This window comes from Neisseria sicca (genome assembly GCF_003044565.1).
GTDB lineage: Bacteria > Pseudomonadota > Gammaproteobacteria > Burkholderiales > Neisseriaceae > Neisseria > Neisseria sicca_A.
In genome coordinates, this window is record NZ_POXG01000002.1 from 277630 (window position 1) to 301072 (window position 23443).

18 protein-coding genes are annotated in these 23443 nt (G+C 52.1%); 6 read left to right on the forward strand and 12 right to left on the reverse strand.

Going from position 1 to position 23443, the window contains the following annotated elements; all coding sequences use genetic code 11:
• Positions 1-51 precede the first annotated feature (51 nt).
• Together DBZ16_RS05950 and DBZ16_RS05955 are read right to left on the reverse strand one after the other, a co-directional pair.
• Positions 52-3267 carry an efflux RND transporter permease subunit gene (locus DBZ16_RS05950; RefSeq protein WP_049230399.1) on the reverse strand — a complete coding sequence of 1072 codons (3216 nt, stop codon included), beginning with the start codon at positions 3265-3267 and terminating at the stop codon, positions 52-54.
• Positions 3268-3278: 11 nt separating this feature from the next.
• Positions 3279-4568 carry an efflux RND transporter periplasmic adaptor subunit gene (locus DBZ16_RS05955; RefSeq protein ID WP_060975499.1) on the reverse strand — a complete coding sequence of 430 codons (1290 nt, stop codon included), beginning with the start codon at positions 4566-4568 and terminating at the stop codon, positions 3279-3281.
• Between the two features lie 237 nt (positions 4569-4805).
• On the opposite strand from DBZ16_RS05955, the gene DBZ16_RS05960 reads away from it, so the two are divergent.
• On the forward strand, positions 4806-5441 hold the full coding sequence (locus DBZ16_RS05960; protein ID WP_107813307.1) for a TetR family transcriptional regulator: 636 nt from the start codon (positions 4806-4808) through the stop codon (positions 5439-5441).
• A 195-nt stretch (positions 5442-5636) separates the two neighbouring features.
• On the opposite strand, the gene ettA is transcribed toward DBZ16_RS05960, so the two are convergent.
• The 5 genes from ettA to nadA form a co-directional block, all read right to left on the reverse strand.
• The gene (gene ettA, locus DBZ16_RS05965; RefSeq protein WP_002260074.1) at positions 5637-7313 is read right to left on the reverse strand and encodes an energy-dependent translational throttle protein EttA; all 1677 of its coding nucleotides are present in this window, start codon (positions 7311-7313) and stop codon (positions 5637-5639) included.
• A 202-nt stretch (positions 7314-7515) separates the two neighbouring features.
• Complete coding sequence (locus DBZ16_RS05970; protein WP_107813308.1) at positions 7516-9306, reverse strand: DUF4209 domain-containing protein; 1791 nt, start codon at positions 9304-9306, stop codon at positions 7516-7518.
• 140 nt (positions 9307-9446) lie between these two features.
• Positions 9447-10991, reverse strand: a complete 1545-nt coding sequence (gene nadB / locus DBZ16_RS05975; RefSeq protein ID WP_107813309.1) for an L-aspartate oxidase — start codon at positions 10989-10991, stop codon at positions 9447-9449.
• 48 nt (positions 10992-11039) lie between these two features.
• The gene (locus DBZ16_RS05980) at positions 11040-11369 is read right to left on the reverse strand and encodes a DMT family transporter (RefSeq protein ID WP_065424033.1); all 330 of its coding nucleotides are present in this window, start codon (positions 11367-11369) and stop codon (positions 11040-11042) included.
• A gap of 156 nt (positions 11370-11525) precedes the next feature.
• On the reverse strand, positions 11526-12638 hold the full coding sequence (gene nadA, locus DBZ16_RS05985; RefSeq protein ID WP_107813310.1) for a quinolinate synthase NadA: 1113 nt from the start codon (positions 12636-12638) through the stop codon (positions 11526-11528).
• A gap of 202 nt (positions 12639-12840) precedes the next feature.
• Here nadA and DBZ16_RS05995 point away from each other — a divergent pair, with 202 nt between their 5' ends.
• Together DBZ16_RS05995 and nadC are read left to right on the forward strand one after the other, a co-directional pair.
• Complete coding sequence (locus DBZ16_RS05995; RefSeq protein ID WP_107813311.1) at positions 12841-13779, forward strand: NUDIX hydrolase; 939 nt, start codon at positions 12841-12843, stop codon at positions 13777-13779.
• Positions 13780-14007: 228 nt separating this feature from the next.
• Positions 14008-14889 carry a carboxylating nicotinate-nucleotide diphosphorylase gene (gene nadC / locus DBZ16_RS06000; protein ID WP_107813312.1) on the forward strand — a complete coding sequence of 294 codons (882 nt, stop codon included), beginning with the start codon at positions 14008-14010 and terminating at the stop codon, positions 14887-14889.
• A gap of 322 nt (positions 14890-15211) precedes the next feature.
• Here nadC and mtgA read toward each other — a convergent pair whose 3' ends face one another.
• A complete protein-coding gene (gene mtgA, locus DBZ16_RS06005) occupies positions 15212-15913 on the reverse strand; it encodes a monofunctional biosynthetic peptidoglycan transglycosylase (protein ID WP_003756572.1) in 702 nt (233 codons plus the stop codon).
• Position 15914: 1 nt separating this feature from the next.
• Positions 15915-16724: a shikimate dehydrogenase gene (gene aroE, locus DBZ16_RS06010; protein WP_107813313.1), complete on the reverse strand. Its 810-nt coding sequence runs from the start codon at positions 16722-16724 to the stop codon at positions 15915-15917.
• 244 nt (positions 16725-16968) lie between these two features.
• On the opposite strand from aroE, the gene glnA reads away from it, so the two are divergent.
• The gene (gene glnA, locus DBZ16_RS06015; RefSeq protein WP_107813314.1) at positions 16969-18387 is read left to right on the forward strand and encodes a type I glutamate--ammonia ligase; all 1419 of its coding nucleotides are present in this window, start codon (positions 16969-16971) and stop codon (positions 18385-18387) included.
• Positions 18388-18478: 91 nt separating this feature from the next.
• On the opposite strand, the gene DBZ16_RS06020 is transcribed toward glnA, so the two are convergent.
• Together DBZ16_RS06020 and DBZ16_RS06025 are read right to left on the reverse strand one after the other, a co-directional pair.
• Entirely contained in the window at positions 18479-19903 is a 1425-nt protein-coding gene (locus DBZ16_RS06020) for a surface lipoprotein assembly modifier (protein WP_205836779.1), read from the reverse strand.
• Between the two features lie 518 nt (positions 19904-20421).
• Entirely contained in the window at positions 20422-20793 is a 372-nt protein-coding gene (locus DBZ16_RS06025) for a hypothetical protein (protein ID WP_107813315.1), read from the reverse strand.
• 253 nt (positions 20794-21046) lie between these two features.
• Between DBZ16_RS06025 and lspA the strand changes: the two genes are divergently transcribed.
• The gene (lspA, locus tag DBZ16_RS06030; protein WP_107813316.1) at positions 21047-21565 is read left to right on the forward strand and encodes a signal peptidase II; all 519 of its coding nucleotides are present in this window, start codon (positions 21047-21049) and stop codon (positions 21563-21565) included.
• Between the two features lie 26 nt (positions 21566-21591).
• Entirely contained in the window at positions 21592-22560 is a 969-nt protein-coding gene (ispH, locus tag DBZ16_RS06035; RefSeq protein WP_003741106.1) for a 4-hydroxy-3-methylbut-2-enyl diphosphate reductase, read from the forward strand.
• Positions 22561-22652: 92 nt separating this feature from the next.
• Here the strand turns inward: ispH and fabG are convergent, their stop codons facing one another.
• Positions 22653-23399, reverse strand: a complete 747-nt coding sequence (gene fabG / locus DBZ16_RS06040; protein ID WP_003684588.1) for a 3-oxoacyl-ACP reductase FabG — start codon at positions 23397-23399, stop codon at positions 22653-22655.
• Positions 23400-23443 lie beyond the last annotated feature (44 nt).

Below are 23443 nucleotides of genomic sequence, written 5' to 3' on the forward strand. Positions count from 1 at the left end.
CCTTGAGGTCGTCTGAAATCCGTGTTTCAGGTTTTCAGACGACCTTTTTGCTTAGTGCTTGTTGTCCGTATTTTGATCTTCGAGGGAAATCATGCCCGCTTCGGCAGCGTGTTTTACTGCCATTTCATGTTCGCGCTGAGTTTCCTTGAAGAATTTACGCACGATGACATAAAAGAGCGGCACAAGGAACACGGACAAAATCGTACCGATCAACATGCCCCAGAACACAGTCGTACCGATAGCACGCTGGCTGGCAGAGCTGGCACCGCTGGCAACATACAGCGGAACCACGCCTAAAATGAAGGCAAACGAGGTCATGATAATCGGACGGAAACGCAAGTGTGCAGCGGCAAGCGCGGCTTCAATCGCGCTCTTACCCTGCGCTTGCAGGTCTTTGGCGAACTCGATAATCAAAATCGCGTTTTTCGCACTCAAACCCATCACCGTAACGAAACCGACTTGGAAGTAGATATCGTTGGCGTATGCCGGAATACTGCCCAGCAGCGCTTCAAACATATTGCGCCCCGTAACGCCCAATGCCGCGCCAATCAAGCCCAACGGAATCACAAGGATAACTGCCAACGGGATAGACCAGCTTTCGTACAAAGCAGCCAATACCAAGAATACAGCGGCAGCGGCCAATGCGTACAACACGACGGTTTGCGAGCCGCCTTTGGCCTCTTCACGAGACTGGCCGCCCCATTCCAGACTGTAACCGCCGCCCATGTCATCAACCATTTGCTGTACCGCAGCCATGGCCTGACCGGAAGATACGCCATTAACAGGCGAACCGGAAAGCTCCATTGCAGGATAACCATTGAAGCGGACGCTTTGTTCCATACCGTTTACCCAAGAAACAGTAGCAATGGTAGAAAGCGGTACGGCAACACCGGATTTATTCGGCACGGTCAAGTTCAGAATATCGGCAGGCTGCATACGGGCACTCGCATCAGCTTGTACCATCACGCGTTGCAGACGGCCTTGATTCGGGAAGTCGTTTACATAAGACGAACCCAAAGAAGAAGCCAAAGCAGTACGGATGTCAGAGAACGAAATACCTTGTGCAGCTGCGGCAGAGCGATTGATGTCGATTTTCAACTGCGGCGCATCTTCCAAACCGCTCGCACGAACGGTACTTGGGTTAAACAAACCGCTTTTGCGCATTTTGTCAATCAGCTCATTGCGCTTGGCCAACAATGCAGCATGGCCGCTGTTGTTACGGTCTTGCAGGTAAATCGTCAAGCCGGAACCTGTACCCAATTCCATAATGGCTGGAGGCACAATCGCCAAACCGAAACCGTCTTTCAGCGTAGCCATCATCATACCGGTCAACTTACCGGAAATAGAAGTCGCATCGCTGCCCGGAGCAGTACGTTCGCTCCAATCTTTCAGAATGACAAAGCCCAAAGCCATGTTTTGACCGGAGCCTGAAAAACTGAAGCCGGAAACGGTAATAATGTTCTCAATCTCAGGTATAGATTTTGCCAGTTGAGTGATTTGAGCCAAAGTTGCATCGGTACGCTCTTTGGTTGCACCGGCAGGCAATTGTACGCTCAACATCAAGTTACCTTGGTCTTCAGACGGCAAGAAGGAAGTCGGCAGACGCATAAACAGGAATACGCCCACAACAGTCAAACCAATATAGACAACCATCATGCGCAAAGTCTTGCGCAAGACTTTGGCAACCCAGCCTTCATAGCCGTGTGTCCAGTTGTCAAATTTTTTGTTAAACCAACCGAAGAAACCTTTTTTCTCTTCGTGATGACCCTTCTGAATCGGTTTGAGCATGGTGGCACACAATGCCGGAGTCAGCGTCAAAGCAAGGAATGCGGAGAAGCCGATCGATGCCGCAATGGTCAGGGCAAACTGTTTGTAAATGTTACCGGTTGCACCGCTAAACATCGCCAGCGGCACAAATACAGACATCAACACGGCAGTAATACCGATTACCGCACCGGAAATCTGACCCATCGCTTTTTTGGTTGCAGCCTTAGGCGACAGACCTTCGCTCGCCATAATACGCTCAACGTTTTCAACGACCACAATCGCATCGTCGACCACAATACCGATCACCAATACCATCGCAAACATGGTCAATACGTTAATCGACATACCCATGTATGAGATAAAGGCAAAACCGCCCAACAGGGAAATCGGTACAACAATGGTCGGAATCAGCGTATAGCGGATGTTTTGCAGGAAGAGATACATCACTAAGAATACCAAAACAATGGCTTCCAAAAGCGAATGGATCACTTTCTCAATCGAAATTTCCACAAATTTGGAAGTATCGTAAGGAACTTTCCAGCTCATGCCGTCTGGAAAATACTTCTGCAAAACCGCCATTTTTTCTTTTACTGCAGTCGCCGTTGCCAAAGCGTTACCGCTGTTAGACAGCATCACTGCCATACCGGTGGTGTTCACGCCGTTCAAGCGTGTAGAAGTAGAATAGTCCTGCATACCCAAGCTGACTTTGGCAACGTCTTTCAGATAGACGTTCGAGCCGTCAGTATTGGATACCAAAATGATGTTGCCGAACTCTTCAGCAGTGCTCAGCTGACCTTGCGCTGTAACGGTCGCCGAAATGGTCTGACCTGCAGCCGCCGGCAAAGAACCGATGGAGCCTGCTGAGATTTGAATGTTTTGTGTCGCAAGCGCATTGGTTACCGTTGCAAAAGACAGGTTGTAGTTTTGCAGTTTTTTCGGGTCAACCCAAATACGCATGGCGCGTTGCGCACCAAACAATTGTACCTGCCCTACCCCGTCGATACGCTGCAGTTCAGGAATGATATTGCGCTGGGCGTAATCGTTCATTTCCTCAATGGATTGCTTTTCAGAAGAAAGCATGACCACTTGCAAGAAGTTGGAACGCGCTTTAGATACGGTTACACCATATTGCTGTACGGTAGACGGCAATGTGGACAACACTTCCGACAATTTGTTCTGCACGTCCACCTGCGCCAAATCTTCATCGGTCTCAGGTGTAAACGTCAGACTGACGCTGCCGCTGCCGCTGGAATTGGCAGAAGTCGTCATATAGTCCAAACCTTCCACACCGTACATATTACGTTCGATAACGGCCAGTACGCTGTCTTCCATTACCTGAGCAGAAGCGCCCGGATAAGTAGCGCGCAAAGTAATGGTCGGTGCAGCAACGGACGGATATTGGGAAATCGGCAGTTTTTGAATGCCGAAAATACCCGCTGCGATGATAAAAATCGCAATCACCCATGCAAAAATGGGGCGGTCAATAAAAAACTTAGCCATGGATGCCTTCCTTATTTAGCCGCAGATGCCGGTTTGGCTTCAAAGGTCATCTGAACGTCTTTTTTCGCTTCGGAAGCAGCTTTCGGAGCAGCTCCGGCAGCAGATGCCGCCGCATTTTCAGGAGATGTCCATTCTTTAGGCGTTACCTTTTTCGCGCCACTCATGGCGGCGATACTGGTGCCGTCCACAACGACTTTGTCGCCGTCGTTCAGACCCGCAGTGATAATCCAGTTGGTTCCCTGCTGCTGGGTGACTGTTACCTCGCGCGGCTCCATTTCGCCTTTGGCGTTCACAATCGTTACAGTATCTTTCGTACCGCGCGTTACTGCCTGCTGCGGCACGACGAAGGCATTGTCGGCAGCCACTTGTTCCATCAAGACGCGCACATAAAGACCGGGCATCAGGATATTTTTGTCGTTCGGCACTGAAGCGCGCAGCGTGATTTGTCCGGTCGTTTCGTTAACAGACGGATCGGAGAACAGCAAACGGCCTTTATGAGGATAAACTTCGCCGTTGTCGAACTTGATGCCCACTTCAATCGCACCGTCCACGCCCGACAGCTTGCCCTCGGCAACCTGTTGGCGCAGCTTCATTACTTCGGTCGCAGATTGAGTGATGTTCACATACATAGGATTGGTTTGGCGGATGGTTGCCAGAACGGTCGTATCACCCGCGTTCAACAGCGTACCTTCGGATACTTTGGACTGCCCGATGAAACCTGAAATCGGCGCGGTAATGCGCGCCCTGTTCAGATTGATACCGGCAGATTTAATCGCCGCCTGAGCCGCTTTGACGCTTGCTTCGGCAGAACGTTTCGCCGTTACCGCCGCATCGTAGTCCTGTTTACTGATGGCATCGGCGGCAACCAGCGGCTTGTAACGCGCCAAGTCGGCATTGGCTTTGGCAAGGGTTGCCTGCGCGCTTGCCAACTGGGCGCGCGAGCTTTCCAGATTTGCTTCATAGGTGGAACTATCGATTTGGTAAAGCGGCTGTCCGGCGCGGACATAGCTGCCCTCTTGGAACAGGCGTTTTTGGATGATGCCACCTACTTGCGCGCGGACATCCGCCGTACGCAGCGACTCCAAACGGCCCGGCAATTCGGTCGTCAACGCAACAGTTTCAGGATGGACGGTAACGACACCGACCATAGGAGCAGGAGCTTGTTGTGCCGCTGCCTGCTGCCCTTTTCCATCTTTTGCACCCTGCGCCGCATCGGTTCCTTTGTTACACGCCGAAAGAGCCAATGCGGTAGCGGCAGCGATTGCCGCAATGCGCATCACCTTAGAAGCATCAAAAATCATTGATTTTCCTATCTAGATAATTGTTATGAAGTTTCACTATATACTTTGTTATTGTAGCCGATTTTTGGTTCCGAAAACAACAATCGCCTGCTTCAATATCTGAAGCAGGTCGTCTGAAAAAAGAGTTTATATTTGAGAGCCAATCTCAATTACAGGCGTCATTATACATACATGCTTGCATGGATACAAAGTATTTTTTATAATCCCCAACATTCCACTTAACTTGAAACAGGCATCATGCGGAAAACCAAAACCGAAGCCCTTAAAACCAAAGAACATTTAATGCTCGCCGCGCTGGAAACCTTCTACCAAAAAGGCATCGCGCGCACTTCCCTCAACGAAATCGCCCAAGCCGCCGGCGTCACGCGCGGCGCGTTGTACTGGCATTTCAAAAACAAAGAAGACTTGTTCGACGCCCTCTTCCAGCGTATTTGCGACGACATCGAAAACTGTATGCATCAGGACGCGGCTGATAGCAATGAACAAGAGTGGTCGCTCTTCCGCCGCACTTTGATGCACTTTTTCACGCGCCTGCAAACCAACGACATCCACTATAAATTCCACAGCATTCTGTTTTTAAAATGCGAACACACCGAACAGAACGCCGCCGTCATCGACATTGCAGCCAAACACCAAGCCATTTGGCGCGAAAAAATTACCGAAGTCCTGACCAAATCCATTGCCCAACATGCCTTATCCGAAGATTTGGATACCGACATGGCGGTCATCTTCATCAAATCGACGCTGGACGGTCTGATTTGGCGTTGGCTTTCGTCCGGCAAAAATTTCGATCTTGCCCAAACCGCACCGCGTGTGATTGACATCCTCTTGGATAATCTGAAAAACCACCCGCAACTGCGTAAACAGAAATAACGGAGCGCACGCAAAGAGGTCGTCTGAAAACACAAACATCACACGTTTTCAGACGACCTCTTCTTGATTTGGGCAGGCGTTTGACTATTGTGAATCCACTCGATAAACAAACAACGCCGGAACAATAGCCACTTAACAAAAACGTCGTCTGAAAACCCTTTTCAAGTTTTCAGACGACGTTTTCTTATTTTCCTATCAACGCGTTACCGGTTTGTATTTAATTCGTTTCGGTTTCGCGCCTTCTTCGCCGAGTCGGCGTTTCTTATCGGCTTCATATTCCTGATAGTTGCCGTCGAAGAACACCCATTTCGAATCGCCTTCGCAAGCCAGAATATGCGTAGCGATGCGGTCGAGGAACCAGCGGTCGTGCGAAATGACCATTACGCTGCCGGCAAATTCCAGCAATGCATCTTCCAGCGCGCGCAGGGTTTCCACGTCGAGGTCGTTGGACGGCTCGTCCAGCAGCAACACATTGCCGCCGCTCAACAAAGTTTTTGCCAAATGCAAACGTCCGCGTTCGCCGCCGGAAAGCTGCCCTGCGATTTTGCTTTGGTCGCTGCCTTTGAAATTGAAACGACCCAAATATTGGCGGGCGGGAATTTCAAACTGTCCGACCTGCAAAATGTCGCGGCCTTCGGCAATGTTGTCGAATACGGTTTTGTCGTTTTGCAAACCTTCGCGGCTTTGGTCAATCAGGCTCATTTTCACGGTTTGCCCGATTTTCACTTCGCCGGAATCAGGCTGCTCTTTGCCCGAAATCATTTTAAACAGCGTCGATTTACCCGCGCCGTTCGGGCCGATGATGCCGACAATCGCGCCCGCAGGCACTTTGAAGCTCAAATCGTCAATCAGCACTTTATCGCCAAATGATTTGGAAACGTTCACAAATTCAATCACTTCGTTACCCAAACGCTCGGCAACGGGAATGAAGATTTCCTGCGTTTCATTGCGTTTTTGGTATTCGTAGTTGCTCATTTCCTCAAAACGCGCCAAACGCGCTTTGGACTTGGCTTGGCGACCTTTGGCATTCTGGCGCACCCATTCCAATTCCTGCTTCATCGCCTTCACGCGCGCGGCTTCGGATTTCGCCTCGTTTTCCAATCGTTTTTCTTTCTGCTCCAGCCAAGACGAGTAATTGCCTTTCCACGGAATACCGTGTCCGCGGTCGAGTTCCAAAATCCATTCGGCAGCGTTGTCCAAGAAGTAGCGGTCGTGTGTTACCGCAACGACTGTGCCGGGGAAGCGCACCAAGAATTGCTCCAGCCATTCCACCGATTCCGCATCCAAGTGGTTGGTCGGCTCGTCCAGCAGCAGCATATCCGGTTTGCTCAACAAGAGTTTGCACAAGGCAACGCGGCGTTTTTCACCGCCGGACAGATTGCCGATTTTGGCATCCCATTCCGGCAGGCGCAGCGCATCGGCGGCGATTTCCAATTCGTGCTCCGCACCGCCGCCCGTGGACGAACCCGCCGCAATAATCGCTTCCAAGCGACCCTGTTCTTCCGCCAGCGCGTCAAAATCCGCATCGGGATTCGCGTACTCGGCATACACTTCTTCCAAACGTTTCTGCGCCGCGGCCACTTCGCCCAAACCGCTTTCCACTTCCTCGCGCACGGTTTTCTCAGGATCAAGCTCCGGCTCTTGCGGCAGATAGCCGATTTTAATGCCGCCCATCGGCACGGCTTCGCCCTCAAATTCCTTATCCACACCCGCCATAATCCGCAGCACGGTAGATTTGCCCGCGCCGTTCAAACCGAGCAAACCGATTTTCGCGCCGGGGAAGAAAGAAAGGGAAATATCTTTAATAATGGTTTTCTGCGGCGGCACAACCTTGCTCACGCGCAGCATAGAATAGACGTATTGTTGGGACATAGTATTCTCAATTCGGTCAAACAAATTTCAGACGACCCATTTTAACCGATTGCACCAATTGTTGCTTGCACGGATGATGTTTAGAGGGGAAATAGATGGAGTGGATTGATTTGTTCGGATTTGGAAGAAGGTCGTCTGAAATGGTGGTTTCAGACGACCTTCTTAAATATCCTCACTTAATAGGAGATGTTAAATTAAATAGTTAGTTTTCAAGTATGACACTAAGAATAACCAATCTCAAAACCATCCACCAAGCATAAACACTATATAACGAATTACTGGTCTCATCATCTAATAATCCATGCCCAACTTCGTTCCTCAAGTTAGCACTCAATGAATCAGTAAATACTGCTTGCAATTCAAACCAAAGATCATCTCCTAAAATTTCTCTAGCACCATCTAGATTAACCAAACTAGATAACCCTATTTCATTTTCAATATCATTTTGAGCCGTATGTGTTGTAACCAGTCCATTTTGTTTTAAACGCTGTCTAATCATATTCTCGACTTGTGGAGCTAATAAATGGATAGCACTTCTAAAATCCCATTCAAATCCTTGATACAAAGCATTAGCAACAAGAATTTCTCTTTTTTCAGGAACGATGGCTGACAGTTTACATAATTGAATCAGAAATTCTTTGGGAAATAAATGCTCTTTTTGAATTTGGTTTAAAGCTGGCAGAATACAACCTTCTACGGCCAAATGCATATGAATACCAAAATTCTTAATAGCTTTTTTTGGAATTACTTCATCCCTATTATTACCATCTAAAGCTAAAGGAGGAATAGAAGAAATTTTTCTTCCATCAGTTGAAACTGAAGTTGCACCAAAAAGTGAAGAAATAGGAAAATTATTAATATTATTTTCAGTACTTTTCCATATACTTTCAAAATTACAAGATGAAACACCAGAAAAATATAGAAGAGATTCAAAAGCGGTTTGTTTATCTTTCACATGAGTGATACTTTGCTCTTGTAACTCAGAAATATTTATTTGCTCAGTAGAAATCAATTGCAATTCATCTGTAATCAGAAGTCCAGATTGCGTAATTTTTTCTTGAACAGTATCTAGTTTTTGATCTATTTGCAGAGTACTTCTATATGAGTTTGGAATTTCTCTATATCTTTGAAAAGCTAGTTTATAAAAACTATTCGCAACCATAGCGCTTTCATTTTTTCGATAGTCTCCATGATTTTCTATAGCTTGCGACAACAATGCAAGACTTTTATAGCTATCCTCCGCATTACCCGATTTTTTGAACAGCTTAGCAGCTAACTCCAGATATTTTTCAACAATATGAAATTGTTGCTTGTGATTAAATTCTTTTTGTTTTTCTAACAACTTTTCTGCTAATTTATGGTTTCGTTCTTCATCTAAATCTGTATTATCAAAGATTTCAATTATTGTTAGCAGATGGAAATCCCAATTTGTTGAAGGATTTTCTATTTCTTCTAAAAGTTTTGATTTTATTTTTTCGATAAGAGAGTTATTTTTTGCTTGCTTAGCAAGCATTGCTGCCCTCTCCAAAAAAACATAAATATCAGGTTGCAAGAAATCTTTGAATACATCCATTGAAATATAATTTTCAATGGCAATCTCTGAGTGTTTTTTATTTTTCGGTTTTGAATAGGTCCATAAAATATCAGCGATTCTTGCTTTCAAGATAGGTGGTAAATCTTCATCAACAATACTCGATAGATATAAAATTTCTTCATCATTCAAATCTATCGGTAAAAAAGAGCGTTCATTTCCCCAAGTGATAACAGGTTGAAATGGATCATTTCTGCTTTCTAAATTAAGAATTGGTGAACAGATATTTGACAACAGGAATAGAGATTTTCTTAACTTAGTATTTGTTTCATTAGTGGCAATATTCTTCAAAATGCTATGTATTCTAAACAAAGAATTTTTTTCTTCGTTAGATAGCTCAGAAAATATCTCATCTATTTTTATACTAGTTTCCTTTTTTGATAAAAAATTTAATTCATCCATACTTTAATTCCTATAAACTATAAAACCAAATTACACCATACAACAGTATATTTAGCATCTAATTCTATTCTCCAAAATCAGCCTGATACCTTTCTTCATTTTTCACAGGAATATCCCAAATCCCCGCGCAGCCCTACCCTTCAGCCTGCCGCCTGCTTTTTCCAATCGACACGCTCTGCCAAATCGGTATTGAAATGCGCGCCGATGTTTTGCCGCCTTGCGTATGCGGCTTGGGCGACGGCGAGGCTGCATTCGAGCAGGTTGCGGTTTTCGTATTCGGACGCGGTGTGCGGCTCGGTTTGATTTTGTTTCCAAAGCCGCAGTTGGGCGATGGCGCGGCGCAGGCCGGTATCGTTGCGGAGGATGCCCAGATGGCGTTGGTTGAAGGCTTGCAGGGCGGGGCGACTGAATGTGTTTTGGAGGTCGCCTGAAAAGATGTCTGCTTCGGCGGAGGGGTTTTCAGACGACCTTTGGGACGGTGCGGTTTGGAATGCTTGTCCGTCCGCGATGGTTTGGGCGGCAAGTCTGGCGGTCACGACGCATTCGAGCAGGGAGTTGCTGGCGAGGCGGTTGGCTCCGTGCAACCCTGTGCAGGCGGTTTCGCCTAAGGCGTAGAGCTGCGGCAGGGAGGTTCTGCCGCTGGGGTCGGTTTGGATGCCGCCGCAGGTGTAGTGTTGCACAGGGCGGACGGGGATGGCTTGGCGCGTGATGTCCAAGCCGCATTGGGACAGGCAGTGCCGATGGATGGACGGAAAATGCTGACGGACGAACGCTGCGGGTTGATGGCTGATGTCGAGCGAGACGAAGTCTTGCGTTTGTTTGGCGATTTCGGCGGCGATGGCGCGGGCAACGATGTCGCGCGGCGCGAGTTCGGCACGGCGGTCGTAATGCGGCATAAACCGTTCGCCCGCTTGGTTGGTCAGGATGCCGCCTTCGCCGCGCACGGCTTCGGAAATCAGGAAGGTGCGGCCGTTTTCAGACGGCCTTGCCAAGCCTGTGGGGTGGAATTGGATAAATTCGAGGTTTTCGACTGCGCAGCCTGCGCGTATCGCCATGGCGATAGCGTCGCCCGTGCATTCGGGCGGCGTGGTGGTGGCGGCGTAGATCTGCCCCAAGCCGCCGCCTGCAAGTATGGTATGGCGGGCGCGGATGCGGTAGGTTTCTTGCGTTCGGCAGTCGAGGACGGTCAGTCCGCACGCTGCGCCTGATTCGGTTTGGATATCCAACGCCATCTGCCGCTCGCAAACGCGGATGTTCGGGCGGCGGCGTATTTGGACAATCAGGCTCTGCATGACGGCTTCGCCCGTGTAGTCGGCGACGTGGGCGATTCGGCGGCAGGTGTGTCCGCCTTCGCGCGTCAGGTGCAGGCCGTCATGACTCCGGTCGAACGCCACGCCCTGCGCCAGCAACCATTCGATTGCCGGTTTGCCCTGCGACAGGATAGTGCGGACGGCGGCCTCGTCGCACAAACCTGCGCCCGCTTCCAAGGTATCGGCAACGTGTCTTTCGATGTCGTCCTCTCCCGACCACGCCGCCGCAATCCCGCCTTGTGCATGACGGCTGGCGGTGTCGTCCAGCCGGTTTTTGCACAAAATGACGATGCGGAACGATTCAGGCAGCGACAGGGCGAGCGTCAGTGCCGCCAGCCCGTTTCCGGCAATCAATACGTCGCAATCGGTTTGCATGGTGTTGTCCTTGTTTGAGAGGTCGTCTGAAACGGTATAGTGGATTAATCAATGCCCCGACATATGCGACATGGTATTGAGCAGCACCACGCCCAGCAAAATCAAACCGATGCTGACAATCCCAATGAAATCAGCTTTCTCACCGAAAAACACCACGCTGACTAAAGCCGTTAAAACCAGTCCCACGCCTGCCCAAATGGCGTATGCTGTAGCCAGCGGCATGGTTTTCAGTGTCATAGACAAGGCCCAAAAACACACCGAAAAGCTGACTATCACGCCAATAGAAGGCCACAGTTTGCTAAACCCGCCACTCAGTTTGAGCATGGAAGAACCGCAGACTTCGCTTAAAATTGCTACAGTCAGAAAGAGCCAGTGCATTTGCATGTTTTTACCTGATAAATGAAAGAAAGTATAATTATATCAATGCAATAACATAAAAAACAGTCTTGTTTTTAAAGATTTTTTGTGCGCAAACCCCGTCTTGGGAAAGCAGGCGGGCGGTATTTTCAGGCTGCACCCATTACGAACGGCAAATCAGGCGGGCCCCATGCCGTTGAACACATCCCCGCGTTTGAGTCCTGCCGCGAAGTCGAGCATACGCTGCAAAGGCAGTTTGGCGGCTTCGCCCAGCTTCCTGTCCAACAGGATTTCGTTGTGTCCGCTTGTCAGGGCGTATTTGATGCCGCCCAGCGAATTCATCGCCATCCACGGGCAGAACGCGCAGCTTTTGCAGCTTCCGCCGTTGCCCGCCGTCGGCGCGGCGATAAATTCTTTGTCGGGCGCCTGCTTTTGCATTTCGTGCAGGATGCCCAAATCGGTCGCCACGATGAATTTTTTTTCGGGACGCGATACGGCGGCCTTCAGCAGTTTGCTGGTCGAGCCGACCACGTCGCCTAATTCGATGACGCTTTGCGGCGATTCGGGGTGAACCAGCACCGCCGCGTCGGGGTGCTTCGCCTTCAAGGCCGCCAGCTCCTGCCCTTTGAATTCGTTGTGGACGATGCACGAACCCTGCCACAGCAGCATATCCGCGCCCGTTTCGCGGCGGATGTAGTCGCCGAGGTGGCGGTCGGGCCCCCAAATCAGCTTCTCGCCGCGCGATTTCAAATACGACACGATTTCCAACGCCACCGAAGACGTTACCACCCAATCGGCACGCGCTTTCACGGCGGCGGAAGTGTTGGCGTACACCACCACCGTACGGTCGGGGTGTTGGTCGCAAAACGCTGAAAAAGCTTCTTCGGGACAACCCAAATCCAAAGAACATTCCGCTTCCAAATCAGGCATCAGCACCGTTTTTTCAGGGCAGAGGATTTTCGCGCTCTCGCCCATGAAGCGCACGCCAGCCACCACCAGCGTACCGGCTTCGTGTTCCGCACCGAAGCGCGCCATCTCCAGCGAATCGCCCACGCATCCGCCAGTCCCCAAAGCCAAATCCTGAATCAGCGGATCAACGTAATAATGCGCCACCAAGACCGCATTTTTCTCCTTCAGCAAAGCCTTGATTTCGTCTTTCAGACGGCCTGCCGTCTCGCGGTCGGGCGTATCGGCAACCTTCGCCCACGCCTGACGGATTTGGCAGGCGGAAGTCGGTGTCTGGATGAGGGGCATATCGTAATCGAACGAGCGGCGGGCGGCGGTTTGCATGATGTTTCCTTGTAGCTGGTTTTTGAGGCGGCATGAAGGTTTGCCGTCTGTTTTTCAAACTGTTTCTATATTATGCTCAACTTGAGTATAATATGCAAGGTCGTCTGAAAACAGGTTTGAGATACCGCAAAACCGACCCGCTTCGTTCCGACAAACCGCTTTGGTTTACAATAAAGCCTTTCCCACCCGCAGAAAGCCAAGCATGGACGCCTACCCCGAAGCCGAAGCCCCGCCGCAAAGCATCGTCGAGCTGGTTCCCGTATTGATTGCCGTTACCGACGGCGACCTGCGGGTGTTGACCGTCGCCCAAGGCACGCTCCTGCCCAACGGCCCGCTCTCCCCCCTGCGCAATTCCCTGCAGGCGGGCGTAAAGCTGTGGGTCGCCAAGCAGACTTCGCAGCCTATGGGCTATGTGGAACAGCTTTACACCTTTGTCGATACCCACCGCCGCAACGAACACGGCATGCCCGTCTTGTACGTCAGCTATTTGGGGCTGGTGCGCGAGGCAGCCGACAGCATCCTGCATCCTGACGCGAAATGGCAGGACTGCTACGGTTATTTCCCGTGGGAAGATTTGCGTACCGACGGCGGGCAGCGCGACGCCATTGTCAGCCGCCTGCGCATTTGGGCAAACTCGGCGGACACGGAGGAAGTGCGCCAAAAGCGGCTCAAGCGCATTCATTTGTGCTGGGGGGTCGAACCGGAAAACTGGTCGGAAGAATACGTTTTGCAACGCTATGAAATGCTGTATGAAAGCGGCCTGATAGCGGAAGCCGCCGAGCCGCAGGCAAACTTCGACTTCGCGCTCACGGGACAGCCCATGCGCCACGACCACCGCCGCGTACTGGCGACCGCCCTGTCCCGCCTGCGCGCCAAAATCAAATACCGCCCCGTGATTTTCGAACTGATGCCGCCTGAATTCACGCTGCTGCAACTGCAAAACAGCGTCGAAGCCATCAGCGGCAGATTGCTGCACAAGCAAAACTTCCGCCGCCAGATTCAGCAGCAAAACCTCATCGAGCCGTCGGATACCGGCGTATCGGGCAGCAAGGGCCGTCCCGCGCAGCTTTACCGCTTCCGCGACGACGTCCTGCCCGACAGGCTGATTTCGGACATCGGACTGCCGTTGGGCAGCCGTTAGCCCGTTTTCAGACGACCTATAGTGGATTAACAAAAATCAGGACAAGGCGACGAAGCCGCAGACAGTACAGATAGTACGGAACCGATTCACTTGGTGCTTCAGCACCTTAGAGAATCGTTCTCTTTGAGCTAAGGCGAGGCAACGCCGTACTGGTTTTTGTTAATCCACTAGAAAATGAAGTTTTGCCCCATCGGTGCAACATCAATCTTTTTCAACAAAGGAAACCCCATGTCGTCTGAAAACACCCTCTTCCCCCTGCCCGACACCCTGTTGCGCCCCATGGTGGAACAAGCCTTGAGCGAAGATTTGGGCAGGCGCGGCGACATTACGTCCGCCGCCGTCATCGCGCCCGACAAAACCGCCAAACTCTTCCTCGTCAGCCGCGAAAACGGCGTCATCGCCGGCATGGACTTGGCGCGCCTCGCCTTTCAGACGATGGATCCGTCCGTCCGCTTCCAAGCCGAAATCCACGACGGGCAAGCCGTCCGCGCAGGTCAGACGCTTGCCGCCGTCGAAGGCAACGCCCGCGCGCTGCTCGCCGCCGAACGCACCGCGCTCAACTACCTCACGCACTTGAGCGGCATCGCCACCGCCACCGCGCGTGCCGTTGCCGAAGTCGCCGAATACGGCACAGACATCGTGTGCAGCCGCAAAACCATCCCCCTGCTGCGCGTCCTGCAAAAATACGCCGTCAGGGCAGGCGGCGGCGTGAACCACCGCATGGGTTTGGACGACGCCGTGCTCATCAAAGATAACCACCTCGCCTATTGCGGCAGCATCGCCCAAGCCGTGCAGCAGGCAAAACAGGCGGTCGGACCGTTGACTTGTGTAGAAATCGAAGTGGACACGTTGACACAACTGGACGAAGCCATCGCAGCGGGCGCAGAACGGATTTTGCTGGACAACATGGACGACGAAACCCTGAAAGAAGCGGCAAACCGCTGCCACACTCAAACCGCCCACCCCCACACCGTCTATTGCGAAGCATCGGGCGGCATCGGCTTCGACCGACTAAAGCGCGTAGCTCAAACCGGCGTGGACGGCATCGCCCTCGGCTATCTGACCCACAGCAGCCGCTCGTTGGACATAGGTTTGGATTTCGTGGCGTAAATTTTGCCGAAGACAGCGGCGCAAAAAGAAAATCCATTCAAAAACGCCCGTTTCGTCATTCCCTCACAGGCGGGGTAAAGATGACGAAACGGGCGTTTTCTGGAGTGGATCAAACTTGCAATGATACAGCGTTGCCAACATCCTTATGGACTATATTATTTTTGACACACAACTTACCGATTGTCATCATTCCCGTCCTCGCGTAGGCGGGGGCGGGAATGACGGAAAAAGTATTCGGATAAGTGGTATATGTGATACGGCAAACAAGGTTACAGTTGCGCAAAGGTCGTCTGAAACCCCATCACCTGATTTTCAGACGACCTCAATCCATATCGCTTTCGGGCAGCTCCGCCGAACCCATGCGGCGCAGGATGATGTTGGTTTTGTTGCGCAGGCGTTTGCTTTTGGGGTTGTCGGCGTAAAATAGCGGTGCGGGGACGCGGGCGGCGAGTTTGGCGGCTTGCTGTTTAGTCAGGTTGGCAGCGGGTCTTTTGTAGAAATACTGGGACGCGGCTTCTGCGCCGAATACGCCGTAGTGCCATTCGATGGCGTTCAGATACAGCTCGAAAATACGATCTTTGTCGGTAACGGCTTCCATCATCGCGGTAATCGCGGCTTCTTCGCCTTTGCGGATATAGCTGCGGCTTTCGTTCAAAAACAGGTTTTTGGCAAGCTGTTGGCTGATGGTCGAGCCGCCTGCTTTGACTTCGCCGCTTTGTTTGTTGCGCTTGATGGCGTATTGGATGCCGCCCCAGTCGAAACCGCCGTGTTCGGCGAATTTGGCGTCTTCGGAGGCAATCAGGGCTTTTTTCAGATTGACCGAAATGCGGTCGTAAGGCACCCAGCGGTAATCGAGCGCGACATCTTTGCCTTCGCTTTGAAACTGCCGCATCCGCATCGCCATGAAGGCGGTTTTGTTCGGCGCGACGGCGCGGTAAGTGATGATGTTGCCGTACACATAAGCGTTGAAAAAGATAAATGCGCCCAAAGGCAGGGCAATCAGCCATTTGATGATGCGGAACATTTTATAACTCTCTCATATATTGGACGACGGGCAGGACATCGGGCGCGAAGCCGCACCAAAGCCGGTAGGAAGCTGCCGCCTGTCCGACCAGCATGCCCAATCCGTCGGCGGTTTGTTTTGCACCTGATTGGCGGGCGAACGCTAAAAACGGCTCTGCCGCTTCGCCGTAAACCATATCGTAAGCCAAGGTGCAATGTTCAAAGATTTTGGGCGATACGGCGGGAAGCTGTCCGCTTAAGCCGCCGGATGTGCCGTTGATGATGATGTCGAAGCCGCCTTCCAGTTCATCCAAAGGTATGGCTTCAATACCGAAATGCGCCGCCATTTCCGCCGCTTTGGCGTGGGTTCGGTTAGCGATAACGATGCGCGCGGGGCGGTATTCTTTCAAGACGGGAATCACGCCGCGCACCGCGCCGCCCGCGCCGAGCAGCAAGACGGTTTTGCCCGACATTTCCACACCCAGCCTCTTTGAAATATCGTCCGTCAGTCCGAGCCCGTCGGTATTGTCGCCGCGTATTTTACCGTTTTCCAGCAAAATCAGCGTATTGACCGCACCCGCTGCCAAAGCGCGTTCGGAATGTTCGTCCGACAAGGCAAACGCTTCCTGCTTGAACGGCACGGTAACATTCGCCCCGCGTCCGCCGTCGGCAAAAAACGCTTCAACCGCCTGCGCGAAACCGCCGATGTCAGCACAAATGCGTTCATATTCGATTTCAACGCCTTCCTGCAAGGCAAACTGCCGATGGATTTGCGGCGATTTGCTGTGTGCGACGGGGTTGCCGAAAACGGCATAACGGGGAACAGTGTTCATAAAAATCCTATCCGGCAGGACAAATGCAAAGACCGCCCATTATAACCGCCTTTGCCGCCTCACACCGCTGTTTTCCAATAAATCCAAATACGCATCGGATTGTTGACAATCAGGTCGTCTGAAACTATATTCCGCAAGTCAGAAATTTAACGGATTTGCGGTTTCAGACGACCTTCGGCGTGATAAAATGCAGCAGATTTTCCGCGAGATTCCGTATCCGTTACTTCCCATTTAGGAGCCGAAAATGTCTATCAAAGACGCAGTAAAACTGATTGAAGAAAGCGAAGCCCGCTTCGTAGATTTGCGCTTTACCGATACCAAAGGCAAGCAGCACCACTTCACCGTCCCCGCCCGCATCGTCCTCGACGACCCTGAAGAGTGGTTTGAAAACGGTCAGGCGTTTGACGGCTCGTCCATCGGCGGCTGGAAAGGCATTCAGGCATCCGACATGCAGTTGCGCCCCGACCCTGCGACTGCCTTCATCGACCCCTTCTACGACGACACCACCGTCGTCCTCACCTGCGACGTCATCGACCCTGCCGACGGTCAAGGCTACGACCGCGACCCGCGCTCCATCGCCCGCCGCGCCGAAGCCTACCTCAAATCCTCCGGCATCGGCGACACTGCCTACTTCGGCCCCGAACCTGAATTCTTCATCTTCGACGGCGTAGAGTTTGAAACCGATATGCACAAAACCCGTTACGAAATCACGTCCGAAAGCGGCGCATGGGCAAGCGGGCTGCACATGGACGGTCAAAACACCGGCCACCGCCCCGCCGTCAAAGGCGGCTACGCCCCCGTCGCCCCGATTGATGCCGGACAAGACCTGCGCTCCGCCATGGTGAACATTTTAGAAGAACTCGGCATCGAAGTCGAAGTCCACCACGCCGAAGTCGGCACCGGCAGCCAAATGGAAATCGGCACGCGTTTCGCCACCTTGGTCAAACGTGCCGACCAAACCCAAGACATGAAATACGTTATCCAAAACGTCGCCCACAATTTCGGCAAAACCGCCACCTTCATGCCCAAACCCATCATGGGCGACAACGGCAGCGGCATGCACGTCCACCAATCCATCTGGAAAGACGGTCAAAACCTGTTCGCAGGCGACGGCTACGCCGGCTTGAGCGACACCGCGCTCTACTACATCGGCGGCATCATCAAACACGCCAAAGCCCTGAACTCGATTACCAATCCGTCCACCAACTCCTACAAACGCCTCGTGCCGCACTTTGAAGCGCCGACCAAGCTCGCCTACTCTGCCAAAAACCGTTCCGCGTCCATCCGCATCCCGTCCGTGAACAGCAGCAAGGCACGCCGCATCGAAGCGCGTTTCCCCGACCCGACCGCCAACCCATACTTGGCGTTCGCCGCCCTGCTGATGGCGGGTTTGGACGGCATTCAAAACAAAATCCACCCGGGCGACCCAGCCGATAAAAACCTCTACGACCTGCCGCCGGAAGAAGACGCACTCGTCCCAACCGTCTGCGCCTCTTTGGAAGAAGCCCTCGCCGCCCTCAAAGCCGACCACGAATTCCTGCTGCGCGGCGGCGTGTTCAGCAAAGACTGGATTGACAGCTACATCGCCTTCAAAGAAGAAGACGTACGCCGCATCCGCATGGCGCCGCACCCGTTGGAATTTGAAATGTATTACAGCCTGTAATCCGCATTTCCTGTCGGACTAAATGAAAGGTCGTCTGAAAACCTTGAAACAAGGTTTTCAGACGACCTTTTTGATCGCTCAAAGCAAACCGTCAGAACGTTTTGCTGAATTCGACAAACATTCTGGTTTTGCCGTATTCGTAGTATTTGTCGTTGCTCCATGTTTTGTGGTGGGCGACGGTCAGGCGCGGGGTGATGCCTTTGAAGTGGAAAGCGCGGTGCCACACGGCGAGCGAAATATCCGCTTCTTTATCGCGGCGGTTTTCCTGACCGCTCAAAAGGCTGGGCGTTTGATAACGGCGTTGTGCCGCACTCAGCCGCAACATGGTGGACAGCCCTTTGCCCCATTCCTGCCCCCATGCGGTACGGAGGCTGTAACGGTCGAAGTTGTCCGATTTGTCTTCTTTATTGCGTTCCTGATAGATGTCGAAACCGCCGACCCAGTATTGGCGGGCGTTTCGGTAATAGACGACGGAATTGCTCAACAGGCGGTTGTTGTTGTCGGATTTGGCGCGGCGGGTGTTTTTCAGACGACCCATTTCAACGGCACTCAAGGTTTGCAGCTTAGGCTGCCACCAGCGGTTGATGTGCAGGCGCGCACCGCTGGAGTAGGTGTACGGGTCGTTGCCGTAGAAGCGGCGTTCGTGGAACGGGGTCAAGCCGATGTCGTTGCGCTGGTCGGCGTAGCCTGCGCCCACTGAGAAGCGGGTGGTCACGTCGTTATACTTAGTTCGTTCGGGGTAAATTTTGCCGTAGGTATCCGCTCCTGCCGTGGCGTACCAGCCTTTGGGCAGCGACCATTTTTTCTCTGCGCCGAGTTGGTAGTTGATGGCTGTGGCGTCGATAGGCTCGGGGAAAGTCCAGTTGCCGTATGTGCGGCGGCTGGGCGCTTGGTTGATGTTTTGTTCGCGGGTCACGCTCAATCCGGCGTTGAATTTCCACGAATCGCGCTCGCGCAATGCTTTGCGGTAGGATTCGATGCCTTTGACGAACGGCTCGGGCAGGTTGGCTTCTGTTTTTAGTTTGTCGAACTGGTCAGCGGCGGCTTCGTTTTGCTTGTCTTCAAACAAAGCGGTGGCAAGCTGCCAGCGGACGACGGGGGCATCGGGGGTTTCGGCGATAAATTGACGGTAATACCCGATGGCTTCTTTCATTTTGCCGTCGTTTTGGGCAACCAGTCCGCGTGCGTAGAGCGCCATGTTTTTATCGTGTCCCTGCCATTGTTCGTAAATCGGCAGGACGACTTTGATACCCGCGATGTTGCGCGAAACAACGGCGGAATACATGGCACGAGAAAGTAATTGGGGATTGTCGAGCAGGGTTTTGGCATCGACGTTGACGACTTTTTCAGACGACGTTTCGGCAGCAGGTTTGGCCGCTTCTGCTTCGACGGGGTCAGGTTCTGCCGTTTTGACCTGCAACTCGGGGGCAGGCTGGTTTTGAGGCTCGGACGGCACGTCGGCGGCTTCTGCTGCGGACACGGCGAGCAGGGAGAGGAGCAAGAGTGTTTTTTTCATGATCTTTGCAATGTGTGAACGTTGGTATTGTAGTGATTGCGTCAATATTTTTTATTTGAGATCGGACAACACCATTTATTCTCTTCGGTACTGTTTTGTCTCAATATTATGTTGAGCGCGGATTTTACCGTGTTTTACAGTAAAACAAAATATTGCGGGGGCAAATAAAACGATACGGTATGATTCGGTCTTGTCCTGATTCGGATTGAATTCGCCCTGCCCTGCTGCTTGAATGCCGTTTGTCCAATCCTATGTAAAGGTCGTCTGAAAAAGGTTTCAGACGACCTGTGTTTTCTTCTGAACGGTTTTCACGAATCAAACAGATGTTGTATCGTGGATTAACTTTAAATCAGGACAAGGCGACGAAGCCGCAGACAGTACAGATAGTACGGCAAGGCGAGGCAACGCCGTACTGGTTTAAAGTTAATCCACTATAAAAACCATAAAGATTATTAAAGCCCCATGCAAAAAGGTCGTCTGAAACCTCTTTTCAGACGACCTTTACGGTATGTGTCGATTTAGCGTTTGTCCAAGTCTAAATCTGCTTTGTATTCGATGCGGCCGTGTCCTTTGTTTTCGATGGAGACGTCCAATTCTTGTCTGCCGCGTTTGAATTTCAAATCGGCATCATCATTTCTGATTTCCGATTCAACCACTTGAAAACCTTTACTGCGTGCGTGGGCGATGACTTTTTTTGCCAAAGAAGGAATCGGGTTGCCACGTGCAGGCAGCTCGGCTTCGTATTCAAATTCGCCGTTGCTCTGACGGTCGGCTTTAAGCGTATGCGCGCCTGCGGGAAGATAAATTTCGGCAGGAAGCGGAGCGGCGAAAGCGGTGGCGGAGAAAAGCGCCAAAATGCCGGTTGCCAATAAAGATTTTGTTTTAGCCATACTGTATCCTTTCGGGGAAGGCATATAAAAACGCCGCCATGTTATCGGCAAGGCAACACCCTATCAAGCAAATAAACTTTGTTTTACGTATGACGCTGTTTTTGCACACAGCGTTTACGCGGTTTTGCGATAACCCTGCAAAACCCTGCGCCTTGCCCTGTAATAAAAGGTTTTCAGACGACCTTTTGAAACACGGCTTTTGCGCTTTCGGGTAAAATAGCCGCTTTGTTTTTATTCAGGCAGCTTCAACCAAATGTCTTCCTCCCTTTCCAAAAAAACCGCCTACCTGCTGATTGCGCTGGTCGGCATCGCGCTTGACCAACTGACCAAATGGGAAATCCTCGCCCACTTCCAAGAAGGCGAGCGCCTCAATATCATCCCTTCCTTATTCGACCTGACCCTTGCCTACAACCCGGGCGCGGCGTTCAGTTTCCTTGCCGACCAAGGCGGCTGGCAGAAATTCTTTTTCTTAGGGCTGGCACTCGTTATCAGCGCGTATCTCGCCCGTGCCATTCTGCACGACGAGTTCCGCCTTTCGGGCAAAATCGGCGCCGCCATGATTATCGGCGGCGCGCTCGGTAACGTCATCGACCGACTGATTCACGGCCATGTGGTTGATTTCTTACTGTTTTACTGGAAGGATTGGTATTATCCCGCGTTTAACGTTGCCGACAGTTTTATCTGCGTCGGTGCCGTTTTATTGGTTTTGGACGGACTGTTCCACAAAAAAGAGCCCAAACCGACCGATGAACCAGCAACCGACAACCCATAAGGTCGTCTGAAATCCGGACCATACACATGACCCAAAAAACCATCATCCTTGCCAACCCGCGCGGCTTCTGCGCCGGCGTTGACCGCGCCATCAGCATCGTCGAGCGCGCGCTGGAAGAATTCGGCGCACCGGTTTACGTCCGCCACGAAGTCGTCCACAACAAATTCGTCGTGGACAACCTGCGCGAAAAAGGCGCGGTATTCATCGAAGACCTCGCCGACGTACCCAAAGACGCCATCCTGATTTACTCGGCACACGGCGTCTCCAAAGCCGTACAACAGGAAGCCGCCGAACGCGGTTTCCGCGTATTCGATGCCACCTGCCCGCTCGTGACCAAAGTCCACAAAGAAGTCGCCCGCCTCGACGCGCAAGACTGCGAAATCATCATGATCGGACACAAAGGCCACGTCGAAGTCGAAGGCACCATGGGACAGCTTCCGCCCGGTAGAATGCTGCTGGTCGAGACCGTTGAAGACGTCGCCGGACTGCAAGTCAAAAACCCCGACAAACTCGCCTACGTCAGCCAAACCACCCTCTCCGTCGATGAAACCAAAGACATCATCGCCGCGCTGAACGCCCGTTTCCCCAATATCCGCAACCCGCATAAAGAAGACATCTGCTACGCCACGACCAACCGCCAAACCGCCGTCAAAGAATTGGCGGAAGAATGCGACATCGTCATCGTCGTCGGCTCGCCCAACTCTTCCAACAGCAACCGCCTGCGCGAAGTTGCCGCCCAACGCGGCGTCGATGCCTACATGGTCGACAACGCCGGCTACCTGCAACGCGAATGGTTCGAAGGCAAACACAAAGTCGGCGTAACCGCAGGCGCGTCCGCCCCCGAAGTTTTGGTCAGAGAAGTCCTGCAAACCATACAGCAATGGGGACACGAAACCATACGCGAAGGCGAAGGCGCGGAAGAAAGCATCGTCTTCGTCCTCCCCAAAGAGCTGCGGCGCGAAGGCGAGAACAAACAGATACTCAACAAAGGTTAAACTGTTTATCCCTGCCTTTTCATCCAAGCGACAAAACAAAAAGGTCGTCTGAAATCCGTTTTCAGACGACCTTCTTTATTTTCCAAGCCGAATCAAGGCATCAACATGCCGCCGTTGACGTGCAGCGTTTGACCGGTGATGTATTTCGCTTGGTCGGAAGCGAGAAACAAGACCGCATCGGCGATGTCCTGCGCTTCGCCGAATTTGCCCAGTGAAGTTTGCGCTTCGAAGGTTTTACGGGTTTCTTCAGGCAGGGCGCGGGTCATGTCGGTGTCGATAAAGCCCGGGGCGACGCAGTTGACGGTAATGCCGCGGCTGCCGACTTCGCGCGCCATGGATTTGGAGAAACCGATCAAGCCTGCTTTTGCCGCGGCATAGTTGGTTTGACCGGCATTGCCCATCACGCCGACGACGGATGTGATGTTGATGATGCGGCCGGCGCGCTGCTTCATCATGCCGCGCAAGACGGCTTTGGAGGCGCGGAACACGGATTTGAGGTTGACCTGCATGATGTCGTCCCACTCTTCTTCTTTCATACGCATCAGGAGGTTGTCGCGGGTGATGCCGGCGTTGTTGACCAGAATGTCCAGTTTGCCGAATTCTTTTTCGATGTCGGCAATCAGGTTTTCGATGGTTTCGGGTTCGGCGGAATTCAATGCACGGCCTTCGCCGCCCCATTGCGCCAGACGTTCGCTAATCGCCGCTGCGCCGCTTTCGCTGGTCGCCGTACCGATGACTTTGGCACCTGCCGCCGCCAGCGTGTCGGCAATCGCCGCGCCGATACCGCGCGATGCGCCTGTTACCAATGCGATTTTGCCGCTTAAATCTTGTGTGCTCATGTTTACTTCCTTGTTTTGGGAATGGAGTCTGTTAATTTCAGACG

Coding starts and splice junctions, on each gene's coding strand:
- DBZ16_RS05970 (WP_107813308.1), bottom strand. CDS start 9,306: ATGGATGAATTAAATTTTTTATCAAAAAAGGAAACTAGTATAAAAATA.
- glnA (WP_107813314.1), top strand. CDS start 16,969: ATGTCTATCAAAGACGCAGTAAAACTGATTGAAGAAAGCGAAGCCCGC.
- nadA (WP_107813310.1), bottom strand. CDS start 12,638: ATGCAAACCGCCGCCCGCCGCTCGTTCGATTACGATATGCCCCTCATC.
- aroE (WP_107813313.1), bottom strand. CDS start 16,724: ATGAACACTGTTCCCCGTTATGCCGTTTTCGGCAACCCCGTCGCACAC.
- DBZ16_RS05995 (WP_107813311.1), top strand. CDS start 12,841: ATGGACGCCTACCCCGAAGCCGAAGCCCCGCCGCAAAGCATCGTCGAG.
- DBZ16_RS05980 (WP_065424033.1), bottom strand. CDS start 11,369: ATGCACTGGCTCTTTCTGACTGTAGCAATTTTAAGCGAAGTCTGCGGT.
- DBZ16_RS05950 (WP_049230399.1), bottom strand. CDS start 3,267: ATGGCTAAGTTTTTTATTGACCGCCCCATTTTTGCATGGGTGATTGCG.
- DBZ16_RS05960 (WP_107813307.1), top strand. CDS start 4,806: ATGCGGAAAACCAAAACCGAAGCCCTTAAAACCAAAGAACATTTAATG.
- nadB (WP_107813309.1), bottom strand. CDS start 10,991: ATGCAAACCGATTGCGACGTATTGATTGCCGGAAACGGGCTGGCGGCA.
- DBZ16_RS06020 (WP_205836779.1), bottom strand. CDS start 19,903: ATGAAAAAAACACTCTTGCTCCTCTCCCTGCTCGCCGTGTCCGCAGCA.
- nadC (WP_107813312.1), top strand. CDS start 14,008: ATGTCGTCTGAAAACACCCTCTTCCCCCTGCCCGACACCCTGTTGCGC.
- ispH (WP_003741106.1), top strand. CDS start 21,592: ATGACCCAAAAAACCATCATCCTTGCCAACCCGCGCGGCTTCTGCGCC.
- lspA (WP_107813316.1), top strand. CDS start 21,047: ATGTCTTCCTCCCTTTCCAAAAAAACCGCCTACCTGCTGATTGCGCTG.
- fabG (WP_003684588.1), bottom strand. CDS start 23,399: ATGAGCACACAAGATTTAAGCGGCAAAATCGCATTGGTAACAGGCGCA.
- mtgA (WP_003756572.1), bottom strand. CDS start 15,913: ATGTTCCGCATCATCAAATGGCTGATTGCCCTGCCTTTGGGCGCATTT.
- ettA (WP_002260074.1), bottom strand. CDS start 7,313: ATGTCCCAACAATACGTCTATTCTATGCTGCGCGTGAGCAAGGTTGTG.
- DBZ16_RS06025 (WP_107813315.1), bottom strand. CDS start 20,793: ATGGCTAAAACAAAATCTTTATTGGCAACCGGCATTTTGGCGCTTTTC.
- DBZ16_RS05955 (WP_060975499.1), bottom strand. CDS start 4,568: ATGATTTTTGATGCTTCTAAGGTGATGCGCATTGCGGCAATCGCTGCC.